The sequence below is a fragment of the Flavobacterium difficile genome, assembly GCF_011392115.1.
Taxonomy (GTDB): domain Bacteria; phylum Bacteroidota; class Bacteroidia; order Flavobacteriales; family Flavobacteriaceae; genus Flavobacterium; species Flavobacterium difficile.
On record NZ_JAAJBT010000002.1, the window covers coordinates 610,945 to 633,986 of the forward strand.

General features: G+C 29.1%; 24 protein-coding genes. 9 read left to right on the forward strand and 15 right to left on the reverse strand.

The features are described 5' to 3' along the window. The first annotated feature begins 2 nt into the window (after positions 1-2). Together G4D72_RS05785 and G4D72_RS05790 are read left to right on the forward strand one after the other, a co-directional pair. Complete coding sequence (locus G4D72_RS05785; RefSeq protein WP_235922454.1) at positions 3-581, forward strand: hypothetical protein; 579 nt, start codon at positions 3-5, stop codon at positions 579-581. 36 nt (positions 582-617) lie between these two features. Then, positions 618-3,356 (forward strand): DNA gyrase/topoisomerase IV subunit A, encoded by a 2,739-nt coding sequence (locus G4D72_RS05790; protein ID WP_166076678.1) that lies wholly within the window; start codon positions 618-620, stop codon positions 3,354-3,356. Positions 3,357-3,404: 48 nt separating this feature from the next. On the opposite strand, the gene G4D72_RS05795 is transcribed toward G4D72_RS05790, so the two are convergent. The 6 genes from G4D72_RS05795 to murQ all read right to left on the reverse strand — a co-directional run bounded on the left by G4D72_RS05795 (position 3,405) and on the right by murQ (position 7,638). Then, entirely contained in the window at positions 3,405-4,277 is an 873-nt protein-coding gene (locus tag G4D72_RS05795) for a T9SS type A sorting domain-containing protein (protein ID WP_166076679.1), read from the reverse strand. Positions 4,278-4,608: 331 nt separating this feature from the next. Next, a complete protein-coding gene (locus G4D72_RS05800) occupies positions 4,609-5,466 on the reverse strand; it encodes a TerC family protein (RefSeq protein WP_166076680.1) in 858 nt (285 codons plus the stop codon). A gap of 46 nt (positions 5,467-5,512) precedes the next feature. Next, complete coding sequence (locus tag G4D72_RS05805; protein WP_166076681.1) at positions 5,513-5,878, reverse strand: DNA topoisomerase IV; 366 nt, start codon at positions 5,876-5,878, stop codon at positions 5,513-5,515. Positions 5,879-6,057: 179 nt separating this feature from the next. After that, on the reverse strand, positions 6,058-6,279 hold the full coding sequence (locus tag G4D72_RS05810) for a DUF6095 family protein (RefSeq protein WP_166076682.1): 222 nt from the start codon (positions 6,277-6,279) through the stop codon (positions 6,058-6,060). Position 6,280: 1 nt separating this feature from the next. Then, positions 6,281-6,790: a hypothetical protein gene (locus G4D72_RS05815; protein WP_166076683.1), complete on the reverse strand. Its 510-nt coding sequence runs from the start codon at positions 6,788-6,790 to the stop codon at positions 6,281-6,283. A gap of 35 nt (positions 6,791-6,825) precedes the next feature. Beyond that, positions 6,826-7,638, reverse strand: coding sequence for an N-acetylmuramic acid 6-phosphate etherase (gene murQ / locus G4D72_RS05820; protein WP_166076684.1), 813 nt, complete (start codon positions 7,636-7,638; stop codon positions 6,826-6,828). A 104-nt stretch (positions 7,639-7,742) separates the two neighbouring features. Between murQ and G4D72_RS05825 the strand changes: the two genes are divergently transcribed. After that, positions 7,743-8,837, forward strand: a complete 1,095-nt coding sequence (locus G4D72_RS05825) for a glycosyltransferase (protein WP_166076685.1) — start codon at positions 7,743-7,745, stop codon at positions 8,835-8,837. Positions 8,838-8,844: 7 nt separating this feature from the next. Continuing rightward, positions 8,845-9,237 carry a sugar 3,4-ketoisomerase gene (locus G4D72_RS05830; RefSeq protein WP_166076686.1) on the forward strand — a complete coding sequence of 131 codons (393 nt, stop codon included), beginning with the start codon at positions 8,845-8,847 and terminating at the stop codon, positions 9,235-9,237. Between the two features lie 78 nt (positions 9,238-9,315). On the opposite strand, the gene G4D72_RS05835 is transcribed toward G4D72_RS05830, so the two are convergent. Both G4D72_RS05835 and G4D72_RS05840 read right to left on the reverse strand, forming a co-directional pair. Beyond that, a complete protein-coding gene (locus G4D72_RS05835; RefSeq protein WP_166076687.1) occupies positions 9,316-10,248 on the reverse strand; it encodes a glycosyltransferase family 2 protein in 933 nt (310 codons plus the stop codon). Between the two features lies 1 nt (position 10,249). Then, positions 10,250-11,350, reverse strand: a complete 1,101-nt coding sequence (locus G4D72_RS05840; protein WP_166076688.1) for a glycosyltransferase — start codon at positions 11,348-11,350, stop codon at positions 10,250-10,252. 192 nt (positions 11,351-11,542) lie between these two features. On the opposite strand from G4D72_RS05840, the gene G4D72_RS05845 reads away from it, so the two are divergent. Next, positions 11,543-12,238, forward strand: coding sequence for a TlpA family protein disulfide reductase (locus tag G4D72_RS05845; protein WP_166076689.1), 696 nt, complete (start codon positions 11,543-11,545; stop codon positions 12,236-12,238). Positions 12,239-12,289: 51 nt separating this feature from the next. Here G4D72_RS05845 and G4D72_RS05850 read toward each other — a convergent pair whose 3' ends face one another. Together G4D72_RS05850 and G4D72_RS05855 are read right to left on the reverse strand one after the other, a co-directional pair. Beyond that, positions 12,290-13,180 carry a lytic transglycosylase domain-containing protein gene (locus tag G4D72_RS05850; RefSeq protein WP_166076690.1) on the reverse strand — a complete coding sequence of 297 codons (891 nt, stop codon included), beginning with the start codon at positions 13,178-13,180 and terminating at the stop codon, positions 12,290-12,292. A gap of 14 nt (positions 13,181-13,194) precedes the next feature. Beyond that, a complete protein-coding gene (locus tag G4D72_RS05855; RefSeq protein ID WP_166076691.1) occupies positions 13,195-13,854 on the reverse strand; it encodes a lipase family protein in 660 nt (219 codons plus the stop codon). Positions 13,855-14,058: 204 nt separating this feature from the next. Here G4D72_RS05855 and G4D72_RS05860 point away from each other — a divergent pair, with 204 nt between their 5' ends. Next, complete coding sequence (locus G4D72_RS05860; protein WP_166076692.1) at positions 14,059-14,349, forward strand: N-acetyltransferase; 291 nt, start codon at positions 14,059-14,061, stop codon at positions 14,347-14,349. Positions 14,350-14,401: 52 nt separating this feature from the next. Here G4D72_RS05860 and G4D72_RS05865 read toward each other — a convergent pair whose 3' ends face one another. Continuing rightward, positions 14,402-15,307, reverse strand: a complete 906-nt coding sequence (locus tag G4D72_RS05865; protein ID WP_166076693.1) for a PorP/SprF family type IX secretion system membrane protein — start codon at positions 15,305-15,307, stop codon at positions 14,402-14,404. Between the two features lie 562 nt (positions 15,308-15,869). Between G4D72_RS05865 and G4D72_RS05870 the strand changes: the two genes are divergently transcribed. The 3 genes from G4D72_RS05870 (at position 15,870) to G4D72_RS05880 (ending at position 19,449) form a co-directional block, all read left to right on the forward strand. Continuing rightward, a complete protein-coding gene (locus G4D72_RS05870) occupies positions 15,870-16,385 on the forward strand; it encodes a SixA phosphatase family protein (RefSeq protein WP_166076694.1) in 516 nt (171 codons plus the stop codon). Continuing rightward, entirely contained in the window at positions 16,366-18,462 is a 2,097-nt protein-coding gene (gene ppk1, locus G4D72_RS05875; protein ID WP_166076695.1) for a polyphosphate kinase 1, read from the forward strand. The genes G4D72_RS05870 and ppk1 overlap by 20 nt, the downstream gene beginning before the upstream one ends. Positions 18,463-18,558: 96 nt before the next feature. Then, the gene (locus tag G4D72_RS05880) at positions 18,559-19,449 is read left to right on the forward strand and encodes a Ppx/GppA phosphatase family protein (RefSeq protein ID WP_166076696.1); all 891 of its coding nucleotides are present in this window, start codon (positions 18,559-18,561) and stop codon (positions 19,447-19,449) included. A 59-nt stretch (positions 19,450-19,508) separates the two neighbouring features. Here G4D72_RS05880 and G4D72_RS05885 read toward each other — a convergent pair whose 3' ends face one another. The 4 genes from G4D72_RS05885 to G4D72_RS05900 are packed head-to-tail and all read right to left on the reverse strand — an operon-like array spanning position 19,509 to position 22,997. Next, positions 19,509-20,102: a hypothetical protein gene (locus tag G4D72_RS05885; RefSeq protein ID WP_166076697.1), complete on the reverse strand. Its 594-nt coding sequence runs from the start codon at positions 20,100-20,102 to the stop codon at positions 19,509-19,511. A 38-nt stretch (positions 20,103-20,140) separates the two neighbouring features. Continuing rightward, on the reverse strand, positions 20,141-20,722 hold the full coding sequence (locus tag G4D72_RS05890; protein WP_166076698.1) for a hypothetical protein: 582 nt from the start codon (positions 20,720-20,722) through the stop codon (positions 20,141-20,143). A gap of 8 nt (positions 20,723-20,730) precedes the next feature. Beyond that, positions 20,731-21,906 (reverse strand): THUMP-like domain-containing protein, encoded by a 1,176-nt coding sequence (locus tag G4D72_RS05895; RefSeq protein ID WP_166076699.1) that lies wholly within the window; start codon positions 21,904-21,906, stop codon positions 20,731-20,733. Then, the gene (locus tag G4D72_RS05900) at positions 21,906-22,997 is read right to left on the reverse strand and encodes an AI-2E family transporter (RefSeq protein ID WP_166076700.1); all 1,092 of its coding nucleotides are present in this window, start codon (positions 22,995-22,997) and stop codon (positions 21,906-21,908) included. The genes G4D72_RS05895 and G4D72_RS05900 overlap by 1 nt, the downstream gene beginning before the upstream one ends. Between the last annotated feature and the right edge of the window lie 45 nt (positions 22,998-23,042).

Here is a 23,042-nt window from a genome sequence, read left to right on the forward strand (position 1 = left end):
TTTTGTTTTTAAGTTTTCTTTCTTGTAAAGAAGAGAAACTAAAGACGCCTGAATTTAATATTATTGAACCATCAGTTAGCAAGTCAATAAAAAAAAGAGAATTTCCTTTAAAAAATGTTGCAAAAATAGAGTTTCTGTCTTATCCCGATAGGATTGCTTGGGATACAATTAGTTATAAAGGTGAAATCCCTTTTAGAAAAAATCTAATTGAGAATCAGAAATTTACTTTTGACAGTACAATGATTAAAGAAAGAATAGTTTTAAATGAAATTCAGAAAAAAGAACTTTTTGCCTTAATGGTTTGTGATACTTGTGTTCCAGAAGAAATGGCTGCCGCTTGTTATCAGCCAAGGCATTTAATCTTATTTAAAGATAAGAAAAATAAAATTGTAGGATATCAAGAGTTTTGTTTTCAATGTATTGGTTTACGAGAATCTGAAAATTTAGAAGGATTTGAAAAATTCTGTTTTTCAGACATGAATAAATTATTTCGAAAATTTGGAATAAAATATTTTGTAGAGAATGATGAAGATAACCAAAAAGAGTATCATTTTTTGAAAAATAAAGGATATATAAAATAAAGGATATATAAAATACTGAAAATAAATTCAGCATAAATGAAAGACGAAGAAGAAAACATAAATCCAGAAGAAGAAAATACGGATCATACTGATTCAGAGGATAATTCAATTGATAACCATCAAGAAGAAGATTTTTTCGAAGAAAGTATTGAAGTAGATGCCAAACACTTCGAAGGACAACATTTTTACGAAAACGACGAAAATCCAGAAGATACCATTACCAAAGTGACAGGAATGTACAAAGATTGGTTTTTGGATTACGCTTCGTATGTAATTTTAGAGCGTGCCGTTCCTGCAATTGAAGATGGTTTCAAACCCGTACAACGTCGTATCATGCACTCGTTGAAAGAGTTGGATGACGGTCGTTATAACAAAGTGGCGAATGTAGTTGGACATACGATGCAGTATCATCCTCACGGAGATGCGAGTATTGGTGATGCGATGGTGCAAATCGGCCAACGCGAATTACTTATCGATTGTCAAGGAAACTGGGGGAATATTCTAACTGGAGATAGCGCCGCAGCTTCTCGTTACATTGAAGCGCGTTTGTCTAAATTTGCTTTGGAAGTTTTATATTCTCCAAAAATTACAGATTGGGGCGTTTCTTACGATGGTCGTCGTGCGGAACCAAACAATTTGCCAGTAAAATTCCCCTTATTATTAGCTTCAGGTGCGGAAGGAATTGCGGTGGGATTGTCAACGAAAGTCTTACCACACAATTTCAATGAATTAATTGACGCTTCAATAAAAATATTAAAAGGCAAACCTTTTACGCTTTATCCTGATTTTCAAACAGCTGGTATTGCAGATGTTTCGAATTATAACGACGGAATGCGAGGCGGAAGAGTACGAGTGCGTGCAAAAATTTCACAATTAGACAAGCAAACGTTAGTCATTACGCAAATTCCTTTTTCAACGAATACATCAACTTTGATTGATAGTATTTTGAAAGCTAACGAAAAAGGTAAAATTAAAATTAAAAAGATTGAAGACAATACGGCTGCAGAAGTAGAAATATTAATTCATCTTTTTCCAGGTGTTTCTCCAGATAAATCTATTGATGCGTTGTATGCTTTCACAGCTTGTGAAACTTCTGTTGCCCCATTAGGTTGTGTGATTCAAGATAATAAGCCTTTGTTCATTGGCGTTTCAGACATGCTGAAAATTTCAACAAACAGAACGGTTCAGTTATTAAAAGCCGAATTGGAAATTGAGTTGGAAGAACTAAAAACCAAATGGCATTTTTCAACTTTAGAAAAAATCTTCATTCGTGAAGAAATGTATATCGATTTCAAATTGTATTCGGATAGAGAATCACTTTATGCATATTTATACAAGCAATTTGAACCTTTCAAAAAATCATTTGTAAGAGACATTGTGGATGAAGATTTACAACGCTTGACGCAAATTCCAATGATTCGTATCACCCGTTTCGATTCGGATAAAGCAGATGATTTTATTGCGAAGTTGGAAGATCAAATGAAGGAGGTGCAACATCATTTAGATAATTTAATTGATTTTGCGATTGATTATTTCGCCAAACTGAAAGAAAAATACGGAAAAGGAAGAGAGCGCCAAACGGAATTAAGAAATTTCGATACGATTGAAGCTACGAAAGTGGTTTTACGTAACACCAAATTATATGTCAATAGAGAAGAAGGTTTCTTCGGAACGGGATTGAAGAAAGACGAATATGTGGCCGATTGTTCAGATATTGATGATGTAATTGTTTTCCTTAGAGATGGAAGAATGATGATTTCAAAAGTGGACGATAAAAAGTTCGTTGGTAAAGACATCATTCATATTGCGGTTTTCGATAAAAACGACAAACGTACCATATACAACATGATGTATCGTGATGGTAAAAATGGTTCGACATTTATTAAACGTTTCAATGTTTCGGGTGTAACTCGTGATAAGTTTTACGATTTAACACAAGAAAAACCTGGTTCTCAAGTGTTATATTTTTCAGCAAATCCGAATGGTGAAGCTGAAGTGGTAACAATTTTATTACGTCAAGTCGGAAGTATCAAGAAACTGAAATGGGATCAAGATTTTTCTGATATTGCGATTAAAGGTCGTGCTAGTAAAGGAAATACGGTTTCTAAATATCCAATCAAGAAAATTGAATTAAAAGAAAAAGGAATTTCTACACTTCGACCAAGAAAAATTTGGTTCGATGAAACGGTTCATCGATTGAATGTAGATGGAAGAGGCGAGTTGCTTGGCGAATTCAAACCTAATGACAGATTACTTATCGCCAATCAATCTGGGAAAATTAAAACCATAATTCCTGAATTGACGACACATTTTGATGAAGACATGATTGTGTTGGAAAAATGGCATCCGAAAAAACCAATTTCTGCGATTTATTACGATGGTGAAAAAGAGCGTTATTATGTAAAACGTTTCTTAATTGAAAACGAAAACAAAGAAGAAATTTTTATCACAGAACACGAAAAGTCACAACTAGAGATTGTTTCAACCGATTGGTTGCCAATGGCTGAAGTTATTTATGCTAAAGTAAAAGGTGTGCAAAAAGACAATCAGATTGTGAATTTAGATGAGTTTATTGCTGTGAAAGGAATAAAAGCTTTAGGAAACCAATTGACAACAGATAAGATTAAGCAAATCAATTTGTTGGATCCGTTACCTTATGAAGAAATTTTGGATGAACCAGAAGCAGTTGTTTCTGATGATACAGAGGCCAAAGACATTCAAGATTTCAATATAGAATTAGATGATGATGGACAAATTACGTTAAGTCTGGATTAATCAAACAGTATAAAACAAAAAAAAGCCTTATTTGCATAAGGCTTTTTTTTATAGTTTAATTATTTTGAAATTTATAGATGTGTCTTTCCAATTTATTTTTACAAAGTATATTCCAGATTTAAAACCAGAGAAATCTATATTAGTAGTGTTTTCATTTATTACAGTTAGTACTTTTCCACTTAAATCTAAAATTTCAATATTTTGATACGTATCGAATGAAGTTGAAATGGTTAAATTGTTTTGTACTGGATTAGGAAAAAGTTTCACATCATTTTTTGTAATAAAACTTTCAGAGGCTAAAATCAAGGTATTGTCTAAATAATCAGGAATTCCATTAGCATTCGTGTCGTCATCAGAAAGTAAACCGTTTTGGTTATAATCTTCGGTAATTGATAAAATACCATCACCATCATCATCATCATCAAGAAAATTAAAAATTCCGTCAGAATCGGTATCCTCATTATTCAGAATGCCATCATTATTTAAATCTTCAAGATAATTTAATACAGAATCATGATCATCATCAAAATCATGATTTACGGTTCTTAAAATGATATCCGAGAAATTATTATCTAAAATTTCTTGAACGTAACTAATTCCTGTTCCACTATATACTATTTTTAATTTACAATACTGAGAAGAACTTACCTGATTAATATAAGAGGCTCCAATTACATCCGTATTATTAGTGTAATCTGTATAGCTAGGATATAAGGAAAGATTATATCCCGAAAGATTGAATCCCATCGCTAAAGCCTTATTGAATAAATAGGTGTTGATATAATAATCAATGTTAAATGTAGTATACCCGTCATTGTTAGTGTCAATGGTATAGTAATAATTAATGCCAGGCGGTGGTGGTTGTCCAATAGCATTATTTAGCGAAAATAGAAATACCAATACTAATGTAATTTTTTTCATAAAATGTGAGTTAAATGGGACAAATAATGTGTACTAAAAGGATTAAATAGCTGTTAAAATTGTTGCCGCTTAAAGTGGTTAAAGAATGAGATAATTTACTATAGATGTTAAAGAACTTTTATATGTTTTTCTAACTTTCAAAGAAAATGAGTTCATAAATTCTATTTGTGAAATTACTCAAGTAGCGCCTGTATTCATTACGGTGTAACCGTAAATTTTGTTAATATTTATTATTTTTATTCAAAAAAAAAGTCTCGAAGAAATTACGAGACTTTGTAAAACAAAAAAGCCCCATAATTTAATTTATGAGGCTTTTGTATTAGAAAAAATATTAATTCATTAAATCATCATCTGTTAATTTATTGTCTAAGATTTTACTATTGTGTAAAACTACAGGTTTTTTGCTGTTTTTCTTCATTCTCAAATTTAAGAATTCTACAAATAATGAGAAGAAAATGGCAAAGTATAAATAGCCTTTTGGAATACTATGTACTTCAGTTCCTCCAAAGAATTTGAGTTCTGCTAAATGCGAACCTTCTGCTAACAACATTACACCAATTAAGATTAAGAAGGATAATCCTAAGATTTGAATGGTTGGATGCTCGTTTACAAATTTGGAAACTGGTCCTGCGAAAATTAACATGATTACAATCGAAATGACAATTGCAGCAATCATAATTTCTAATGCACCTGCAGGTCCAAAACCAATTGGTGGTTCGGCAGCACTAACTAATCCAACTGCAGTTAAAATACTATCAAAAGAGAATACAATATTTAACAAAGCAATTTGGATAATGGCAGCGCTTAATGAATTACTTGCTTTTCCGGATGTTCCTTCTTCTTCGCCTTCAAGTTTGTGGTGAATTTCAGAAACCGATTTGTAAAGTAAAAATAATCCTCCTCCAAAAACAATTAAACTTTGGCCGTTTAATCCACCTGATACAAATCCCCAATCGAAATTAAAGAAAGAATCTTTTAAACTCATTACCCAAGTAATTCCGAAAAGTAAAATGATTCTGAAAGCCATGGCTAATAATAAACCAATTCTTCTAGCTTTTGGTTGGTCTTCTGCTTTAAGTTTACCAGATACAATAGATAAGAATACAATGTTGTCTATTCCTAAAATAATTTCTAAAAAAGTTAGGGTTAATAAAGCTACCCAAGCATTCGGATTTGATAAAATTTCCATTTAGTTTAGTTTGTTAATTTATTTTACATGTATTTTACGTAGACTTTTACAATTTTGTTACAGAACCAAATTGTTTTTTTGAATCGCCCACAAAAGAATATTCGAAATTGTATTTTAATTCTTTGGTGTTTAGTATTTTAACATGAATGGCTTTTTTTTCAGCTCTATTTTTAGGTTTCACATTTTCTAAAATATATTCGCAATCATTAATCCAACGAATGGAAAAAGTGTCAATAATCGCATTATAATTTTCTATTTGAATCGAATCATTTCTTTCAAAAGTACTGGTAAATTTTTTTCCTTCAACGGTAGTTTCGGAAGTAAATTTTCCAGTTTTAAAGTCTTTACATGATCTTTCTTGGTTGTAACAAGACACTAGAGTAAAAGCGAATAGTAATATTATTTGTTTCATTAATAATAGATAAATAAGAGTACAACTGAAGTGATAAATAACAAGTTGAAAATGAATATTGTAATTTGGTTTCTAAAATAAAATTGTTCCGAAGTTTCAATGCTTAAATTATTTTTTCCAAAATGAAATAACCACCAAATTAGTCCGCCTATTATATTATATATGTTTCCAGACATTTTTTACTTCTCAAACATACTTTTCATAATTGTATTAATGCCTTTAAACATTAGATACACAGCATAAGCACAAATTAATATTGCTAAAATTAATACATAGACATATAAAGGATGTTTTTGATTTTTAAAACTACTATTTAAGATAAAAACACCAATAAATAGAGTGGGTAGCGAACCTAATAAAAACCGTAAACCTTTGTTTAAAACTTCTCTATTGATAGACATGTTAAAAATTTAATCGTAAACCTAAGCCATTTTGGTTAGCCACTACTTGTAAACTAGTGTTATAATTGTTTTCTAAATCACCAGTTGATTGTAATCCACTGTTATATGTTTCTATAGCTGTTTGCATCTTTTTATTTTTTCCTTTTAAAACAAAATATGAAGTTCCAGCAAAAACAACTCCAATTCCGCTCATAACTGTCGGATAATTTCCACCTTCTGTTACAGCTGCTTTTACAGCGTCACTTACAATAAGAACCGAACCCAATCCTAACAATAAACCTCCAAAAACACTTTTGTTTTTTGCTTTATTATATAAAGAATAGGCTTTATAATCGTTTTCTTTCAGGTATTTTTTAATCTCATAAGATGGAATTTGTTCATTGTTAATAAACATTTTTTTGTCTTTTAATTCAATTGCTTGTCCGGCAGGAATTTCTCTTGTAACAAATCTTGTTTGAGCGAAGTTTACTACTGAAATTAGAAATAAACTGATGACGAATAATTTTTTCATATTATATTATTTACGTTTTTTGATTGTTATTTATTTTAGCTTGTATAGTTATCAACTGCTTTTCTTACACTTCCGTGAGTTTTTAGTAATTCAGCACCAACTTCATAGGTTACTGGGATTTCTTCCATTATCATTCGAATTCCTCTATCGATTAATTTGTCGTTGCTCAATTGCATGTCTACCATTTTATTACCTTTCACTTTTCCTAAGGCAATCATAGTGGATGTAGAAATCATGTTTAAAACTAATTTCTGAGCTGTTCCAGCTTTCATTCTACTACTTCCAGTTACGAATTCTGGACCAACAATTACATCAATTGGATATTTCGCTGTTTTTGAAAGCGGACTTTCAGCATTACAGCTAATACTTCCCGTTGTAATATTATTTTCATTGCATTTTTCTAAACCACCAATTACATAAGGTGTTGTTCCAGAAGCTGCAATACCAATTACAACATCATTATCCGTAATATTCCAAGCTTGTAAGTCTTTCCATGCTTGATTTTTATCATCTTCCGCAAATTCTACCGCTTTTCTAATTGCAGAATCACCACCTGCAATGATTCCTATTACGGTATCGAATGCTACACCAAAAGTAGGCGGACATTCACTTGCATCTACTACGCCTAATCTTCCAGACGTTCCTGCACCAATGTAGAATAAGCGTCCACCATTTTTCATTTTTGCAATAATTTTTGCAATTAAAGCTTCAATTTGTGGTAAGGCTTTTTCAACAGCAAAAGGAACTGTTTTGTCTTCGTTATTAATATGGGTTAGCAATTCGTGAACAGACATTTTTTCTAAATGCTCGTATTTTGATGTTTGCTCAGTGGTTTTAATAAATGACATTATTATCCTTTTATAGTTGCTCAAATATACAAAGTATTTATAAATTTAAAGAATGAGCGGTATAGTTTATTGAATATTTTTATATTTGTTAAAAACTAGGTCTTTTGGATAAGAAAACGGATGTATTAAAAATTTGTTTGGTTACAGCAACACTTTCAGATGGCGGCGCAGAACGTGTAGCAGCTTTGTTGTCTAATTATTTTGATAATCAGGGTTTTGAAATATATCATGTGGTTTTCAATGGAAAAGTGTCCTATAATTTTTCGGGTAAAATTTTTCATTTAGAACATTTAAAAGATAAAAGAAACAGTTGGTGGAGTAGAAGTAAACGATTTTTCGCGTTAAAGAATTTTTTTAAGAACCATCATTTTGATTATGTGATTGATTTTAGAACGAAACCACTTTTTTTGCAAGAATTGTTGATTCATAATTTTGTTTATCCTAAATTTATTCAAACCGTTCATAGCTTTAAACTGAAATCGTATCTTCCAAAGAATTCGTTTTTAGCGAAAATTTTATATCGAAATTGCCTTCAATTTATTACAGTTTCAAAAGGAATTAATGATAAAGTTAGTGCTAAATATAATTTTATTCCATCAGAATTAATTTATAATCCAATTGATTTTGAATTGATTTCAGATAAGATTGATGAATACGTTTCAGACGATTATTCATATATACTATCAGCTGGAAGTATGAATAAAAACGTGAAGCAATTCGATAAATTAATTGAATGTTATGCAAAATCAACTTTACCATCAAAAAATATCAAACTAATTATTTTAGGAGAAGGAAAACTGAAAAATAAATGGATCAAATTAGCAGAAAGTCTAAACCTAAAAGAAATGATCGTCTTCAAAGGCAGTGTAAAAAATCCATTTCGATATTATAAAAACGCTTTATTTACTATTTCAACTAGTAAATATGAAGGAATGCCTATGGTTTTATTAGAATCTCTTGCTTGTGAAACACCAGTAATTTCTTGGAACTATGCTTCCGGACCTAGTGAAATCATTCAACATCAAAGAAATGGATGGTTAGTTGAAAACCAGAATTCAGAAAAACTAATTGAAGCGATGAATCTGTTTGTTTCAGATATTCATTTATATTTACACTATAAAGAAAACGCGCTAACAAGTGTAAAACAGTTTGATTTAGATACTATTGGCGCTAAATGGTTAAAGGTTTTGAAAAACTAATTAAAAAATGAGCTACAAAATACTAGATATTCCAAAAATAAATAACACAAAGGGAAATATTGGCGTTATTGAAAACGATACAATTCCTTTTGCTGTGAAACGAGTTTATTATTTATTTGATGTGCCAAGTGGTGCCAAGCGTGGTGGACATGCACATAAAAAGCTAAAGCAAGTTTTGATAGCGATTTCGGGGAGTTTTGATGTGGTTTTGAAAGATGGAAAATCAAAAGAAATTGTTACTTTAAATCGACCAGATAAAGGGTTACTTATTGAGAATAACATTTGGCGAGAACTAGAAAACTTTTCTTCTGGTTCCGTTTGTTTGGTATTGGCTTCTGAAGAATTTTCTGAATCTGATTATATCAGAAGTTATAAGGAATATTTGAGTTTTGTGAAGTAACCATTGTCATTCTGAACTTGTTTCAGAATCTACTTAATTCTAAATGAGATGCTGAAACGAGTTCAGCAAGATAAAAAATTAATACGTACTAGGTTTTATTCCTAATTTCAGTAAAAATAACTTTAGTTTATCGATTAAATTTAGCATTGAACTCGGCAGTTTTAAAAGTAAATTTTGTTTCCAATTTAGATTGTTAGTATCAATATTGGCAGTCATTTTTTTCCAACGTAAATCGTTGTTTTTCTTTAACCGCTTTCCTAAAACATACCGTTCAAAATCGAGATATTTTTTCAAATTGGCGTTGTTTTTTGTCCAATCTTCATACAAATCGTAATTTGGAATCGTTTTATTTACAATCGAACTTCTAGTCAATTGGTTATCGGTTTGCATAAAATAACTCATTTGAACCGAGTTGTCATACGCCAATTTGTACTGATAATTGGCTCGAATATTAAAATCTAAATCTTGTGATAATTGTATGTTTTCGTTGTAAAAACCAACTTTTTCATAAACTTCTTTATGTACACAAACAGAACCATGATTGTAAATTCCTTGTTTTAAATTAGTTTTAAAGAAATCGACATAACCCGTAAAATGTTCAGGTAAATTTTCATTTCCGTTATGTGGTTTTTTAACGGTTTGGTTCCAAATTTCTTCATAATTTGTTGCAAATATTCTGGCTTCTGAGAACGTCTCAATCAATTGGAAAATTTTTTCTAAAAAATGAGGTTTCCATACATCGTCTGCATCTAAGAAAGTTACGTAATTAGCACGTGCTTTTTTTATTCCGGTATTTCGAGATGCAGCCAATCCACTGTTTTTTTCATGATGAATTAATTGCACTTTTTCGGATAAAAACGTTGAAGCAATCTCAGCACTTTTATCTGTTGAACAATCGTTTATTATGAGTACTTCATAATCTGTAAACGTCTGATTGAGAATGCTTTTAAGAGCTTTTTCAATATACTTTTCTTTATTGTAAAGTGGAATTATGACAGAAAAAAATGGCATCTTAATCAGTTAAAATATAATGGAATACTTCTTCCCAGTTTTGTAAATCTTCATTGGTAGGATAAGGCGTTTTATTTCCTTTAAATTGGTGTTTACCTTTTACAAATTCTGTAATCAATTGCGCTAAATTTACAGCATTCGTTTCTTCAAAAAAAGTAACCTTTTCATAATCGCCACAGGTTTCTTTTGCATAAGGTAAATTGGCTAAAAAAAGAGGTTTTTTATAAGCTTTTGCTTCCGAAATTGGTAAACCCCAAGTTTCAATTTTTGAGGGGAATATAAGGCAATCCATACTGTTGTACATAGAAAGTAATTGTTTCCTTTTTACTTTTCCATAAAATACAACATTATTTAAAAAACTATATTCTTTGATTAAAAATCGCGCATATTTTTCTTTACTATCTTTAATTGTTGTAAAGTGAAATTGACATTTATCTTTAATTTCGTGAGGCAATATTTTTATCGCTTCTAAAATGGTTTCATGGTTTTTAAAACTTCTAGGAAAACTAGGATAAAAAAAGTGAATTTTACCGGTTTCAAAATTATATGTTTCTGTTGTAATTTCTTCTACAAATTCTGGTAAGGCTACTTTAACATTCTTAATCTGAAAACGTTTTTCAAACACTTCCTTGATCCAATGTTGTTGTACAAAAACGGTGTGGTTTTTAGTTATGTTTATTTGAAACAATGTATCATAAAATAAAGAAAAAACACCAATTTTATAATCGAATTTCCAATCTTTCCATGTTGGTTTGAAAAAGGTAGTGGGATGATGACAATACACAAATTGTTTTTTTGCCATTACTCTTGGAGTCGTATCGTGTAAAGAAAGCCAAACGTCGGGTTTTAATTTTTTTGATAATTTTTTGAAATAAAAATATTCATAATACAATCTGAACCACCAAGATTTTTTAGAATTAGGAATTTCAATCAGTTGAATGTTTGGAAAATTAAATTTTGTGGCATCATGCACTAAAGCAATGACTTCAATGGTATTGTTTTTATTAAATTCGGAGAGCTCTTGTAATACGTTATGAAGAATAGTAAATATTCCACCTTCAACCATATTTATGCCTGAAATGACAATTTTCTTATTTTTCAAAAGTTTTCTTTTTGGTAAAAATACAAGTAAAATTCTAAAATTTATAAAAAATACAAAAAATATGCATTTTACCGATATTTTCGAGCTTTAACACTGCTATAATGTTGTTTAACGACTTTTTAAATGTCGTAACGATTATTTTTCTATGCATGCATACATAGCTGTAAATTTGTAACAAATAAAGTCAATGTTATGAAAAAAATCTATTTTTTATTGTGTTTTGTAACAATTTCAACATTTGCATCTTCTACAGATACAATTGCTGTTTTTTCTGCTTCTGTTAAATCAAATTTTAAAAAATATGTAAGTTTATCTAATAAAGCTTATACTACTAAAAATTATGAAAAAGCAGAGAGTTTGTTCGATTCTTTAGTTGAAAATTCTTTGAAAGGAACACATTTTGACGATTTTTCATTTAAAAGGTTAGGGAAAAGCAGAATTCAACTGTCTGCCATTGATAAACCTATTTTATTGGTAACTTATTCTTCATGGTGCATTATGGGAAAAGGTGAAATTCCAGCTTTAAATCAGATTGCCAAAGAATATAAAGACAAAATGCAAATAGTTGTGGTGTTTTGGAATAAAAAAAGCGAAATGAAAAAGATAGCAAGAAATTTTGATTCTGATATAATGGTTTGCTATGCTAATGATACTGAACAAAAAGATTTAAAAGCAATTTCTTTTTTGAAAAGAACTTTTGGTTTTCCCACTTCTTATTTGATTGATGAAAATATGGAATTAGTGGATATTCAGAAAAATTTTGTAAAGCCTGAAAATAAAGTCAACATGAAAAAATCATTAGATTTTTATTACAATAAATTCAATTCAGGATTAACTTCATTAATTGTTAATGACGGTTTTGATACTACCAGAATGGCCGGAAATTAGTAATCTTAAATTTTTTTTTGGAGACAATTCAATTAAGTGTAAGATTGTTTTTTATTCTGACTTGTATCCTTCAGTTGGAATTTCAATTTCATATACCTTTTTGGTAGGATTATCTAATCTTTTATCTCTTAACCATTGATTATGTGTTTTTAAAATTTTATAGTTAATTCCCTGACTAATAGCAAAAGCAGATAAATTGGTTATCGTAGAGTCAACCGTTATTCTTTTGGTGTTAATTTTTGGATATAAAGCTTCTCTTGGAATGTTATAACCATATTTTTCAGGGTTTTTCATAATTTCTTTTAAAGCTAAAATTCTGAAAACGTATCGCGCAGTTTCATCAGTTAGCCACAAATCATAATAATTAGAACTTTGTTGATAATTGATGTGATTTTGCAAACCAGCCATTCCACCATTATACGAAGCAGCTGCTACCGTCCAATTTCCTAATTTATTTTTCGCTTTTAACAAGTATTCGCAAGCAGCTTGAGTAGCTTTTTCGATATGGTATCTTTCATCAACTTGATCTGTAACTTCCAATTTGCTTTCTTTTGCTGTAGCGGGCATAAATTGCCAAACACCTCTTGCTCCAGCAGGAGAAACTGCATTGATTAAGCCACTTTCAATCACAGCCAGATATTTAAAATCGTCTGGAATACCATTTTTTGCTAAAATGGGTTCAATGATTGGAAATACTTTATTAGCTCTCTTTATTAGAATAGCAGTAGAAGCATTCATGTTTATGTTTACTAACATTTCTCTATCTAAACGTTCTTTAACATCTGCCAAATCAGTTGGTACTTTTTCCCCACAAAAGTCTATATCTAAAGGATATTCTTGATAATTATTTTTAGAAATATTTTGGTAAGAAGTGGCATAAATTAGTAAGCCACAAACTATAAAAAGGGTAAATAGTACTAAGGTTTTGTGTATTGTTTTCATTTGTTTGCGTTTTATTATTCTAAAATTAATTTAGGTAAATTTTCATTTAACCATCGGTATTTGTTTACAATCATAATGTGGGTGCCGCCTTTTACTTTGATGCAATTTTTGATATTGCTAATAGGAAAAACCATATCTTCGTCGCCATGTATATGAATTACTTTATCATCAGGAACACTTCTTTGCCAAAGTAAAACATTTTCAATCGCCCAATCTAAATATTTAGTTTGCTTCATAAATAAATACTTGTTGTATAATTTTACTCTTTTTGCAAGTAAACCACGTCCTTTGATGTATCTCGATAAATAATTTACTTTTCCCAAAAGACTAGTTGGAATTGCTTTATATAGTTTGGTAGCTTTAGCAAGTTTCATGTGAATCGGTAATTCTTGATTACTTTTTACACTTGAAATAATAATTACTTTGCGAGTAGAAATTAGTTTACTCATTTCTTGTACCATAATTCCACCAAAAGAAACACCTATTAATACAATGTTTTCATGTGTTATTTTATCACACATTCTTTTTGCATATTTTTCAATACTTTCATTATGAACGGGTAAAATCCATTCTAAAAAATGCATTTCAAAAGTAGATTCAGGCAGTTTTATGTTTTCAAATATTTCGATACTGGCAGCTAAACCAGGAACAAAATATACTTGTATTTTAGACATAAGAATTAGTTTTATGCCTTAAAATTAGGATATAAATTTATTTTTTTTCTCTTTTTTTTCTATAAAAATGCATTTTTAATTAATTATTTTCTATTCTTATGATTTTCATTTAATTAGTACTTGACTAGTCTTTGTTTATTTTGTAAATTTGTGTCGCATTTTAACAAACAATTAAGATTTGTTAGTATTTAAAGACAATATTTTATGCAAGTTGAAGAAATTAAAGATAACGAATTATTAAGACAATTTGAAGTTAAAACAGATAACGGTCTTTTAACTATTGAATATGCCATTCAGGAAAGAAAGATATTTTTAACTAAGCTTTGTGCGAATGAGAATGAGCAAGAACAAAAAGTTAATGAATTTATCGCAACAGTTTTAGATATTGCCCAAGAACGTAAGTTTAAAGTAGTACCAACGAATACAAAAATTGTTTCTTTTTTTAGAAAAAATAAAAAATTTCATGAATTACTTCCACCAGGAATTAAAATATAACACTATTAAAAGCTGATTTACAACGAATCAGCTTTTTTATTTCGATATTGTTTTAAAAAAATCTAGGCGCCACAATTTTTGTGTTTTTAAAAATTTCATATCTCAAGAAAACTTCATGAGAACCGGAATTATAATTGGATAATTTTGTGGTTTCTAAATCATATCCGTAACCCAAAAACCACGAGTTAGAAAATTGAATACCAAGTAATGCACTTACTGCCGAGTCTAATCTGTAGGAGCCGCCAATTACAAACTTTTCATTGAACATAAAGTTAGCATTTACATCTAATTGAAAGGGCGCTCCTTCATTTACTTTTGCTAAAAAAGAAGGTTTAAATTTAATTTTTTCATTCAAATTAAAAACATAACCCGATAATAAATAATAGCTTACAGCTTTAGTATTTATTGAAATTTCATTTGTATCATAATATTTTGTTCGGTTAAAATTATGAACCGAAGCACCAACATAAAACGTATCCGAATAGTAATATACTCCAGTTCCAATGTTTGGTGAAAGTTTTCCATTTAAACTCTGAAATTCGGGATCATTTTGTTGAAATATGTTTAATTTATTTGCGTTTAAACTATAAAAATTGGCAGTTCCTTTTATTCCAAAAGAAAGCTTGTACTCATTATTTAGTGGTATAATGTAAGCAATGTCTGCAGAAATAGTATTTTCTTGAGTTGGTCCAATGTTATCATTAATAAATGAAAGTCCCACTCCAAATTTACTATCACCTACATTAGTGTTTATTGATGCGGAGTTAGTTATTGGTGCTCCATCCAATCCCACCCATTGGTTTCTATGAAGCATAAATATATTTAACGATTCTCTCGTTCCTGCGTAAGCGGGATTAATATTTATGGTATTATACATATATTGAGTAAACTGCGAGTCTTGTTGCCCATAACTCAAAATACCAAATAATATTAAAAATTTGTATAGGTAATTTTTCATAAATTAATATTTTTTTCGCGAGTATCTCAATATTTTAGATGAATTAATTTAAAATATAAAAATAAGAATCCTTAGCTATTTATCTCTAATAAAGTTAAATTTATTTTTTGATGTATCATTAATTGAAATATTTTGTGTGACTAGTTTATGGAATGCTGTTTTAAAACTTACCATTTTTATACGCTTCGATCGAATTGTTTGAATGTTATTTTATTCCTGAAAGTTTGGAGCAAATGAAAAATTCAAGTTACAGATTGTAGAAAGTTTGAAATTTAAAATTAGAAATAATAATTTGTTTTTTTTAAAATTTGAAACTAGAAAATAAAATTTCTTAAAAAGAGATTTAAGAAGAATAAGATGAGTTAAATTTTAGTTATTTTTTAGGTAAATAAATCGGAATCCTATTTGAAGCTGTTTCTAATTTGTACTTTTAAAGTTTTAAAAATTATTTGAACCATTAAAAATCGTTAAACGGTAACATAAAAACTTTTAAAAGTAACTTTCAGGTAAGTAGGTAGTTGTTTTTTTTAATTACTTTTAAGATTCACTAAAAAGGAATGCAATGAAAAATTTATTTTTAATACGACATGCAAAATCAAATTGGGACTTACCATTAAGCGATATCGACAGACCCATTTCTCAAAGAGGAATAAATGATGCACTTTTGGTATCTTCTAAGCTTAATAAATTACTTCCAAACCGCTTTGTAGTATGGAGTAGTATTGCTAAACGAACTCAAGAAACTTGTTATATTTTTGCTCAAAATTTGTTAATTCCTATCGAAAATATTATCTTTAAAAAAGATTTGTATACATTTGATTACTTAGATTTATATGAAAAAATAAAAGGATGCGATAACCAATTTGAAAATATTATTTTGTTTGGTCATAATGATGCGATTACAAATTTTGTTAACTCATTCAGCAATAAATATATAGATAATGTACCAACTTCTGGAGTAGTACAAATTGAATTTGACAATGATAATTGGTTAAACATCAAAAAAGGAAAAGTAAAAAATATTTTATTTCCAAAATTAATAAGAAGTGATATAAATAATGAATCCATATATAGATAGAGAAAAAAGTTGGTTAACTTTTAATGCAAGAGTACTTCAAGAAGCTGCAGATGAAAATGTTCCACTATTAGATAGATTAAGATTTTTAGGAATTTTTTCAAATAATTTAGATGAATTTTTCCGTGTACGCTATGCAGCAATCAGAAGAATGAGTTTAGAAAATATTGATACTAAACCTATTTTAGGTGGTATTTCCGCCGATCAATTGTTAAAAGATATTACTGAAATTGTTATAGAACATCAGTCGGAGAGTTTAAGAATTTTAAATGATATCGAAAAAAAATTAGAAAAAGAAGGGATTTACATCATCAATGAAAAAGAAATCAATAAAGAGCAAGAAACCTTTATTAAAGATTTTTTCATTCAGAAAGTAAGTCCGGAATTGGTTACTATCATGTTAAATGATTTAGTAGAATTTCCACTAATTAAAGATACTTCCGGATATTTAGCCGTTAAACTGGTTATGAAAAAAAATAAGTCTGGAATCATTTCTCAGTTGTTAAATGACAGAGAAATACGCTACGCAATTGTTGAAATTCCTAAAACTATTAACCGATTTGTAGTTTTGCCTTCTAATTCTGAAAAACAATACATTATTCTTCTAGACGATGTGATTCGCTATAGTATTGACAGTATTTTCACAATTTTCGATTACGAAAGTATCGCTGCGCACATGATTAAAATCACTCGCGACGCACAATTAGAATTTGATTCGGATTTAAGTAAAAGTTTTATTGAAAAAATCTCTTACAGTGTAAAAGAGCGAAGAGTAGGGGAACCTGTTCGATTTGTGTACGATCAAGCCATTGATAAAGACACCTTAGATTTTTTCTTGAGTAGAATGAAAATTGATAGTTCCGATTCAATTATTCCTGGAGGAAGATATCACAACCGTAGAGATTATATGGATTTTCCTAATTTAGGTCGTTACGATTTGTTGTACAAACAAAATATTCCATTGCCTATTCAGGGTTTAAGTTTAGAGGGAAGCATGCTGGAAAGTATTAAAGAAAAAGATTATTTATTGCATGCACCTTACCAATCCTTTTCATACGTAATTCGTTTTTTAAGAGAAGCAGCTCTCGATCCGAAAGTACAATCCATAAAAATTACCTTGTACAGATTGTCTAAAAATTCGCAGATTGTGAGTTCACTGATTAATGCTGCTAAAAATGGAAAAAAAGTAACCGTTCAAATTGAATTGCAAGCTCGTTTTGACGAAGCTAGTAACATTTCTTATGCAGAACAAATGCAAGAAGAAGGCATTAACTTAATTTTTGGTGTGAAAGGTTTAAAAGTTCACAGTAAAATTTGTGTGGTTGAACGAGTTGAAAATGATGAAATGAAAAGATACGGTTTCATTTCGACTGGAAATTTTAGTGAATCTTCTGCTAAAATATATACAGATGTTACTTTATTTACAAGTGATTCTAGAATTTTAAAAGACGTTTCTAAAGTTTTTGAATTTTTTGAAGTCAATTATCGAGTGCATCGATACAAACATTTAATTGTTTCCCCACATTATACAAGATCTCGTTTTGTTAAATTAATTGAAAGGGAAATTAAAAATGCGTTAGAAGGAAAGCCAGCGTATATCAATTTGAAAATGAATAGTTTATCTGATTATAAAATGATCGATAAACTATATGATGCAGGTTTAGCTGGTGTAAAAATTAAATTAATTGTTAGAGGTATTTGTTGCTTAGTACCAAATAAATTAAAAATTAGTGAAAATATTGAAGCGATTAGTATAGTCGATAATTATTTAGAGCATTCGAGAGTATTTATTTTTTGTAACGATAATGATCCTGAAGTTTTTATATCTTCTGCAGATTTTATGACCAGAAATATAGATGCAAGGGTAGAAGTTACTTGTCCAATTTACGATAAAGAAATCAAACAAGATTTAATTGAAACCTTTGAAATCGGATGGAAAGCCAACGTAAAAGCCCGATTGCATTCTGAAAAATTTGAAAATCAATACCGCAAACGTGGCGATGAAAAACCGTTTAGAGCACAACAAGAAATGTATAAATATTATCAAAACAAGTTAGAAGTAATTACTGAAGTACTATAATTTATTCTTTTAGTAAAAATTATAAAATCTTGTTTGAATAGTTCGTGAAATGCAGTCTCGTAATTAAAAGTAATTCGTGGCTAAAAATAAAAGTTAATGATTCATATAAAAAAATATGCTGCAATAGATATTGGTTCTAACGCCATGCGTTTGTTAATTACTAATATTATTGAGCAAAAAAATAAAGAAGTACAGTTTAATAAAAGTGCTTTAATACGTGTGCCCATACGTTTGGGTCAAGATGCTTTTACTGTAGGAGAAATTTCTGAAGATAATATCGACAGAATGATTGATGCTATGAAAGCTTTCAAATTATTAATGAAAGTATATAAAGTTGAAAAGTATATGGCATGCGCTACTTCAGCCATGAGAGAAGCTTATAATGGAAAAGAAGTAATCGAAATTATCAAGAAAAAAGCAGATATAAAAATTGATATTATTGATGGAAAAAAAGAAGCAGCCATAATTGCTTCTTCCGATTTGCATCAGTTTATCAAAACAAACGAAAATTATTTATATGTTGATGTGGGTGGTGGAAGTACAGAATTTTCATTGTTTTCAAATGGAAAAATGGTAGTTTCCAAATCGTTCAAAAATGGAACCGTCCGTTTGTTAAACCATATGGTAAACGAAATAGTTTGGCAAGAAATTGAAAAATGGATAAAAACCAATACGGAAGGTTTAGATAATATAATAATGATTGGTTCGGGTGGAAACATTAATAAAACCTTTAAATTATCAGGCAAGATGCAAGATAAGCCCTTAACTTATAAGTATTTAAAAACACAATTTGATTATATTAACAGTTTAACTTACGAACAACGTATTGCCGAATTAGGTTTAAACACTGACCGTGCCGATGTAATTATTCCAGCACTTACCATATATTTAAGTGCCATGAAATGGAGCGGAGCCAACCATATTTATGTGCCAAAAATCGGACTTTCAGATGGAATTGTAAAGGCAATGTATTTTGAAAGAATCTAGAAGATAAAAAAAAGGACTTTATAATAAAAAAGTCCTTTTGTATTTTTAAAACAGTATTACTAATTTTGAAATCTTGATTTTTTCCAACTTTCCAACATTAGATTGCCTTTTTCTTCATCAATAAACATAATATTGACTGTTAGTTCTTTCTTATCAAATAGTCTACTAAACATTAAAATTGTATAAACTAGATTGTTAGGATATACTACTTTCATTTTAAAAGTTTGAAATTCTAAACCATCAATTTTTTCTGTGCCTCTAAGGGTATCGATTTTTACATTTGGCATTTGAGTTTGGAAGGTTTCCATTAATAATCCATTTACGCCATCAAAAGTTTCTATATAATCTCCATCAATCAGGGGATCGAAAGGTTGATGCGTTGACTCGAAATAGTTAAAATTATCATTTTTAAAAATAAAAATAGTTTTCGATTGATTGACTATATCTTCATTAAACGTTTTTTCAATTGCATCTTCACCTTTTGCTTGCATTTTAGCCCATTCTTCTGAACTTACAGATATGAAGTTTTCTGGTATCGTTATCGTCCATTTAAAATCAGCATTATAGATTTCTTTTTTAGAAGAAGTTTGACCCAAACAAGTTTGGATTACAAACATTAAGAAGGTAATAGTTTGTAGTTTTAGTTTACTCATTTCTTGTTATTTTGTAAATGAAATTTATTGAATGAAAACTAAACTCCCAAACACTTTAAATAATCAATAAAATAAGTATCTGGCGTAGATTTTTCTTTATAGATTTCCGAGTTTAATTCAGGTTTTATTACGAAGTTTACATCACCTGTATTTGCCGTAACTTTAATTAAGTATACTTTTTCAGTTTTTAAATCTTGGAAGTTTTCGGGTGTGAAATAAAAGAATCCAGATAATATTCTTAAATTATTTTTGTTAATTTCATCGTATTGTAGCTCATTACAATCTTCATTTTTAGACGAATTTATCAGTTTTACTTGTTTTCCGTTTGATAATTCTAAGTAAACAACAGTATTTCCATCAATACATATTGGCGATAAAAAATCTTTGCTTTTTTGTAAATATTGTAAATTTAAGCCTACAAAGCCATCAACTACAAATAATTTAAAAGTTAGAAATGAGGTTGTATTTCCAAATATATTTTCATCAATAATTTTTTCTTTTAGAACTTTAGTATTGGAGGTGTCTGTTACTATTTCAATTTCAAATTCACAAGCTTTCTCTTGACCAAATGCTAGGTTAGTTAATAAAAGTAATGTAATTATGCGGATTATATTTTTCATTTTTAATATTAAATTTTAGTGCAAATTAACACAATTTTTTCGTTATTTAGGTTTGTAGTAAAGAATGTGTAAATCTTTCCACCGTCAGAAATTTTATGTTTTTTTCTTAGTTCTTCTACTGATAATGGAAAATTACGTGTTGTAATGTTCATTTTTTTTCCCTCAATATGCTTTTTAACTTCTTCTTTTTTATAAAGAATAGTTTCTTCAATTATAAATCGTCTTCCCGGGAATTCTATTAATTTAATATTTGTAAACAAATGAGAGTTTACCTGTAATTTTTTTATATTCAAATCATTACATAAATTATCAAAGCAACCTGATTTTAAAAGTGCTGCGTTAGGTTCGTATAAAAAAAGTTCTGGTAAAGCAAAAGTTGCATTTTTAGTTTCTCCTAAAGTGAACCTATTAGTATCTATTTTTTCTTTCTGAATGTTTACCGCTACAATCTCAATTTCTCCACGATATTCTTTTTCTAAAAACCATAAAATTTCTTTAACTTCGTTTTCTATGGCTACTATATGAATTGATTTGATATATTTTAATTCACTTATTCCAGCTGTGATGTCTAAAATTGGTGCTGTTTTTATTAAAATATTTTTACTTTTCGAAAAATAGAAATCTAAATTTTCGGGCACATTCGGTAAACAGTCTTTTAGTAAAAACACTTTGCCTTTTGTGTCGCTTCTTCTACTTGGATCAAGATAAATCCATTCGAAAATTGTTGAAGTTTCTGCTAAAAAATCAGAGCTATTTTTAGCAATGCAGCCAATATTATTACAATTTAGTTGTTTGTAATTGTGTGCTACTATTTCAGAAAGTTCGCTATTTTTTTCACAATGAATAACAGTTTCAAAATTTTGAGCGAAATAATAACAATCTACTCCAAAACCACCTGTTAAATCGATTATAGCTTTTCCAGAAATTAAATTTGCTTTGTATTTAGCAGTAATTTCAGATGAAGATTGTTCTATAGAAAGGCTAGGCGGAAAGTAAATTCCATACGTTTCAAACCAACTAGGTAATTTATTTTTTGCTTTATTTTTAGAAACAATTTGATTGATAATTTCTTTCCAATCAATTTCTGGAAAAGGGCTTTTAGATAAAGCCAATTTTGAGATATTTGCCTGAAGTGATTTGTCAATAAAATCTTGAATTTCAGTAGTAATAATGTTTAAATTCATTATAAACTTCTAGTTAAAATATCGATAAATGTGTTGTTTGGATAAAATTCTTTCAATACAACTTTAATTGCAGTATACAGTGGTACTGCGATAATCATTCCAACAATTCCTAAAAGTGTTCCAGCGATTATGGTAACTAGAAAAATTTCTAAAGGATGTGAATTGGTGCTTTTTGAAAAAATTATAGGTTGACTAAAATTATTATCTATTATTTGAACAATAAAATAACCGATAATAACATATAAAGTTGTTGGTAAAACAACTGTTTGAAAATCTTGATTAATAAAATTTAGCATAGTTAAAAAGGCTGTCATTACAAGCGCAATAATTGGTCCAACATACGGAACGATATTTAAAATTGCTCCAAGAAGCGCAATAATAAATGCGTTTTCTATACCGAAGATTAGTAGTACAATTAAATACATGACAAATACAATTAGCAGTTGTAATAATAAACCAATTGCATATTTGGTTAACATGTTTTTAATTCTTAAAAGTGAAGCAATAATTCTCCATCTATTAGAATCTGGTAATACAGTTATTAAATTTGCTGTTACAAGTTTTCTGTCTTTTTGAATAAAAAAGCAGATAAAAAATATTGAAAAAAAGGCCATTCCAAAACTACCAATAGAACCAATTATTGAATTGAGAATATCAGTTATGAAATTGAAATTTAAGTTTTGTGAGATTTTTTGCGGATTGATAATGTTTTCATAATTAATGTTATGACCTTTTAGCCAGATATCTACATTTTGAATGAATAAGCTTGAGTTTTTTTCCAAGGAATTAATATCTAAAAGCGATAGGTTTTTACTTTGACTTAATACTAGAGGAACAAATAACATTAAAATTCCAAATGATAAGAGGATAAAAACGGATAATGAAGTTACTATAGCTAATATAGGTTTAAATTTAAAACGCTTTTGTAAAAATTTAGAAATGGGTTCTGCTACAAAACTTAATAAAATACCAAGAATTACATAAACAATTATCGATGCGATGGAAAATAAAAAATAACCACAAATTCCTATTCCTACTAATATAAAAAGAGTTCTTAATAAGGCGTTGGATATTTCTTTGGATTTTGTCATGTTACTTTTTTATTCAAATATAAAAAAAATCCCGAATAGCTTTTC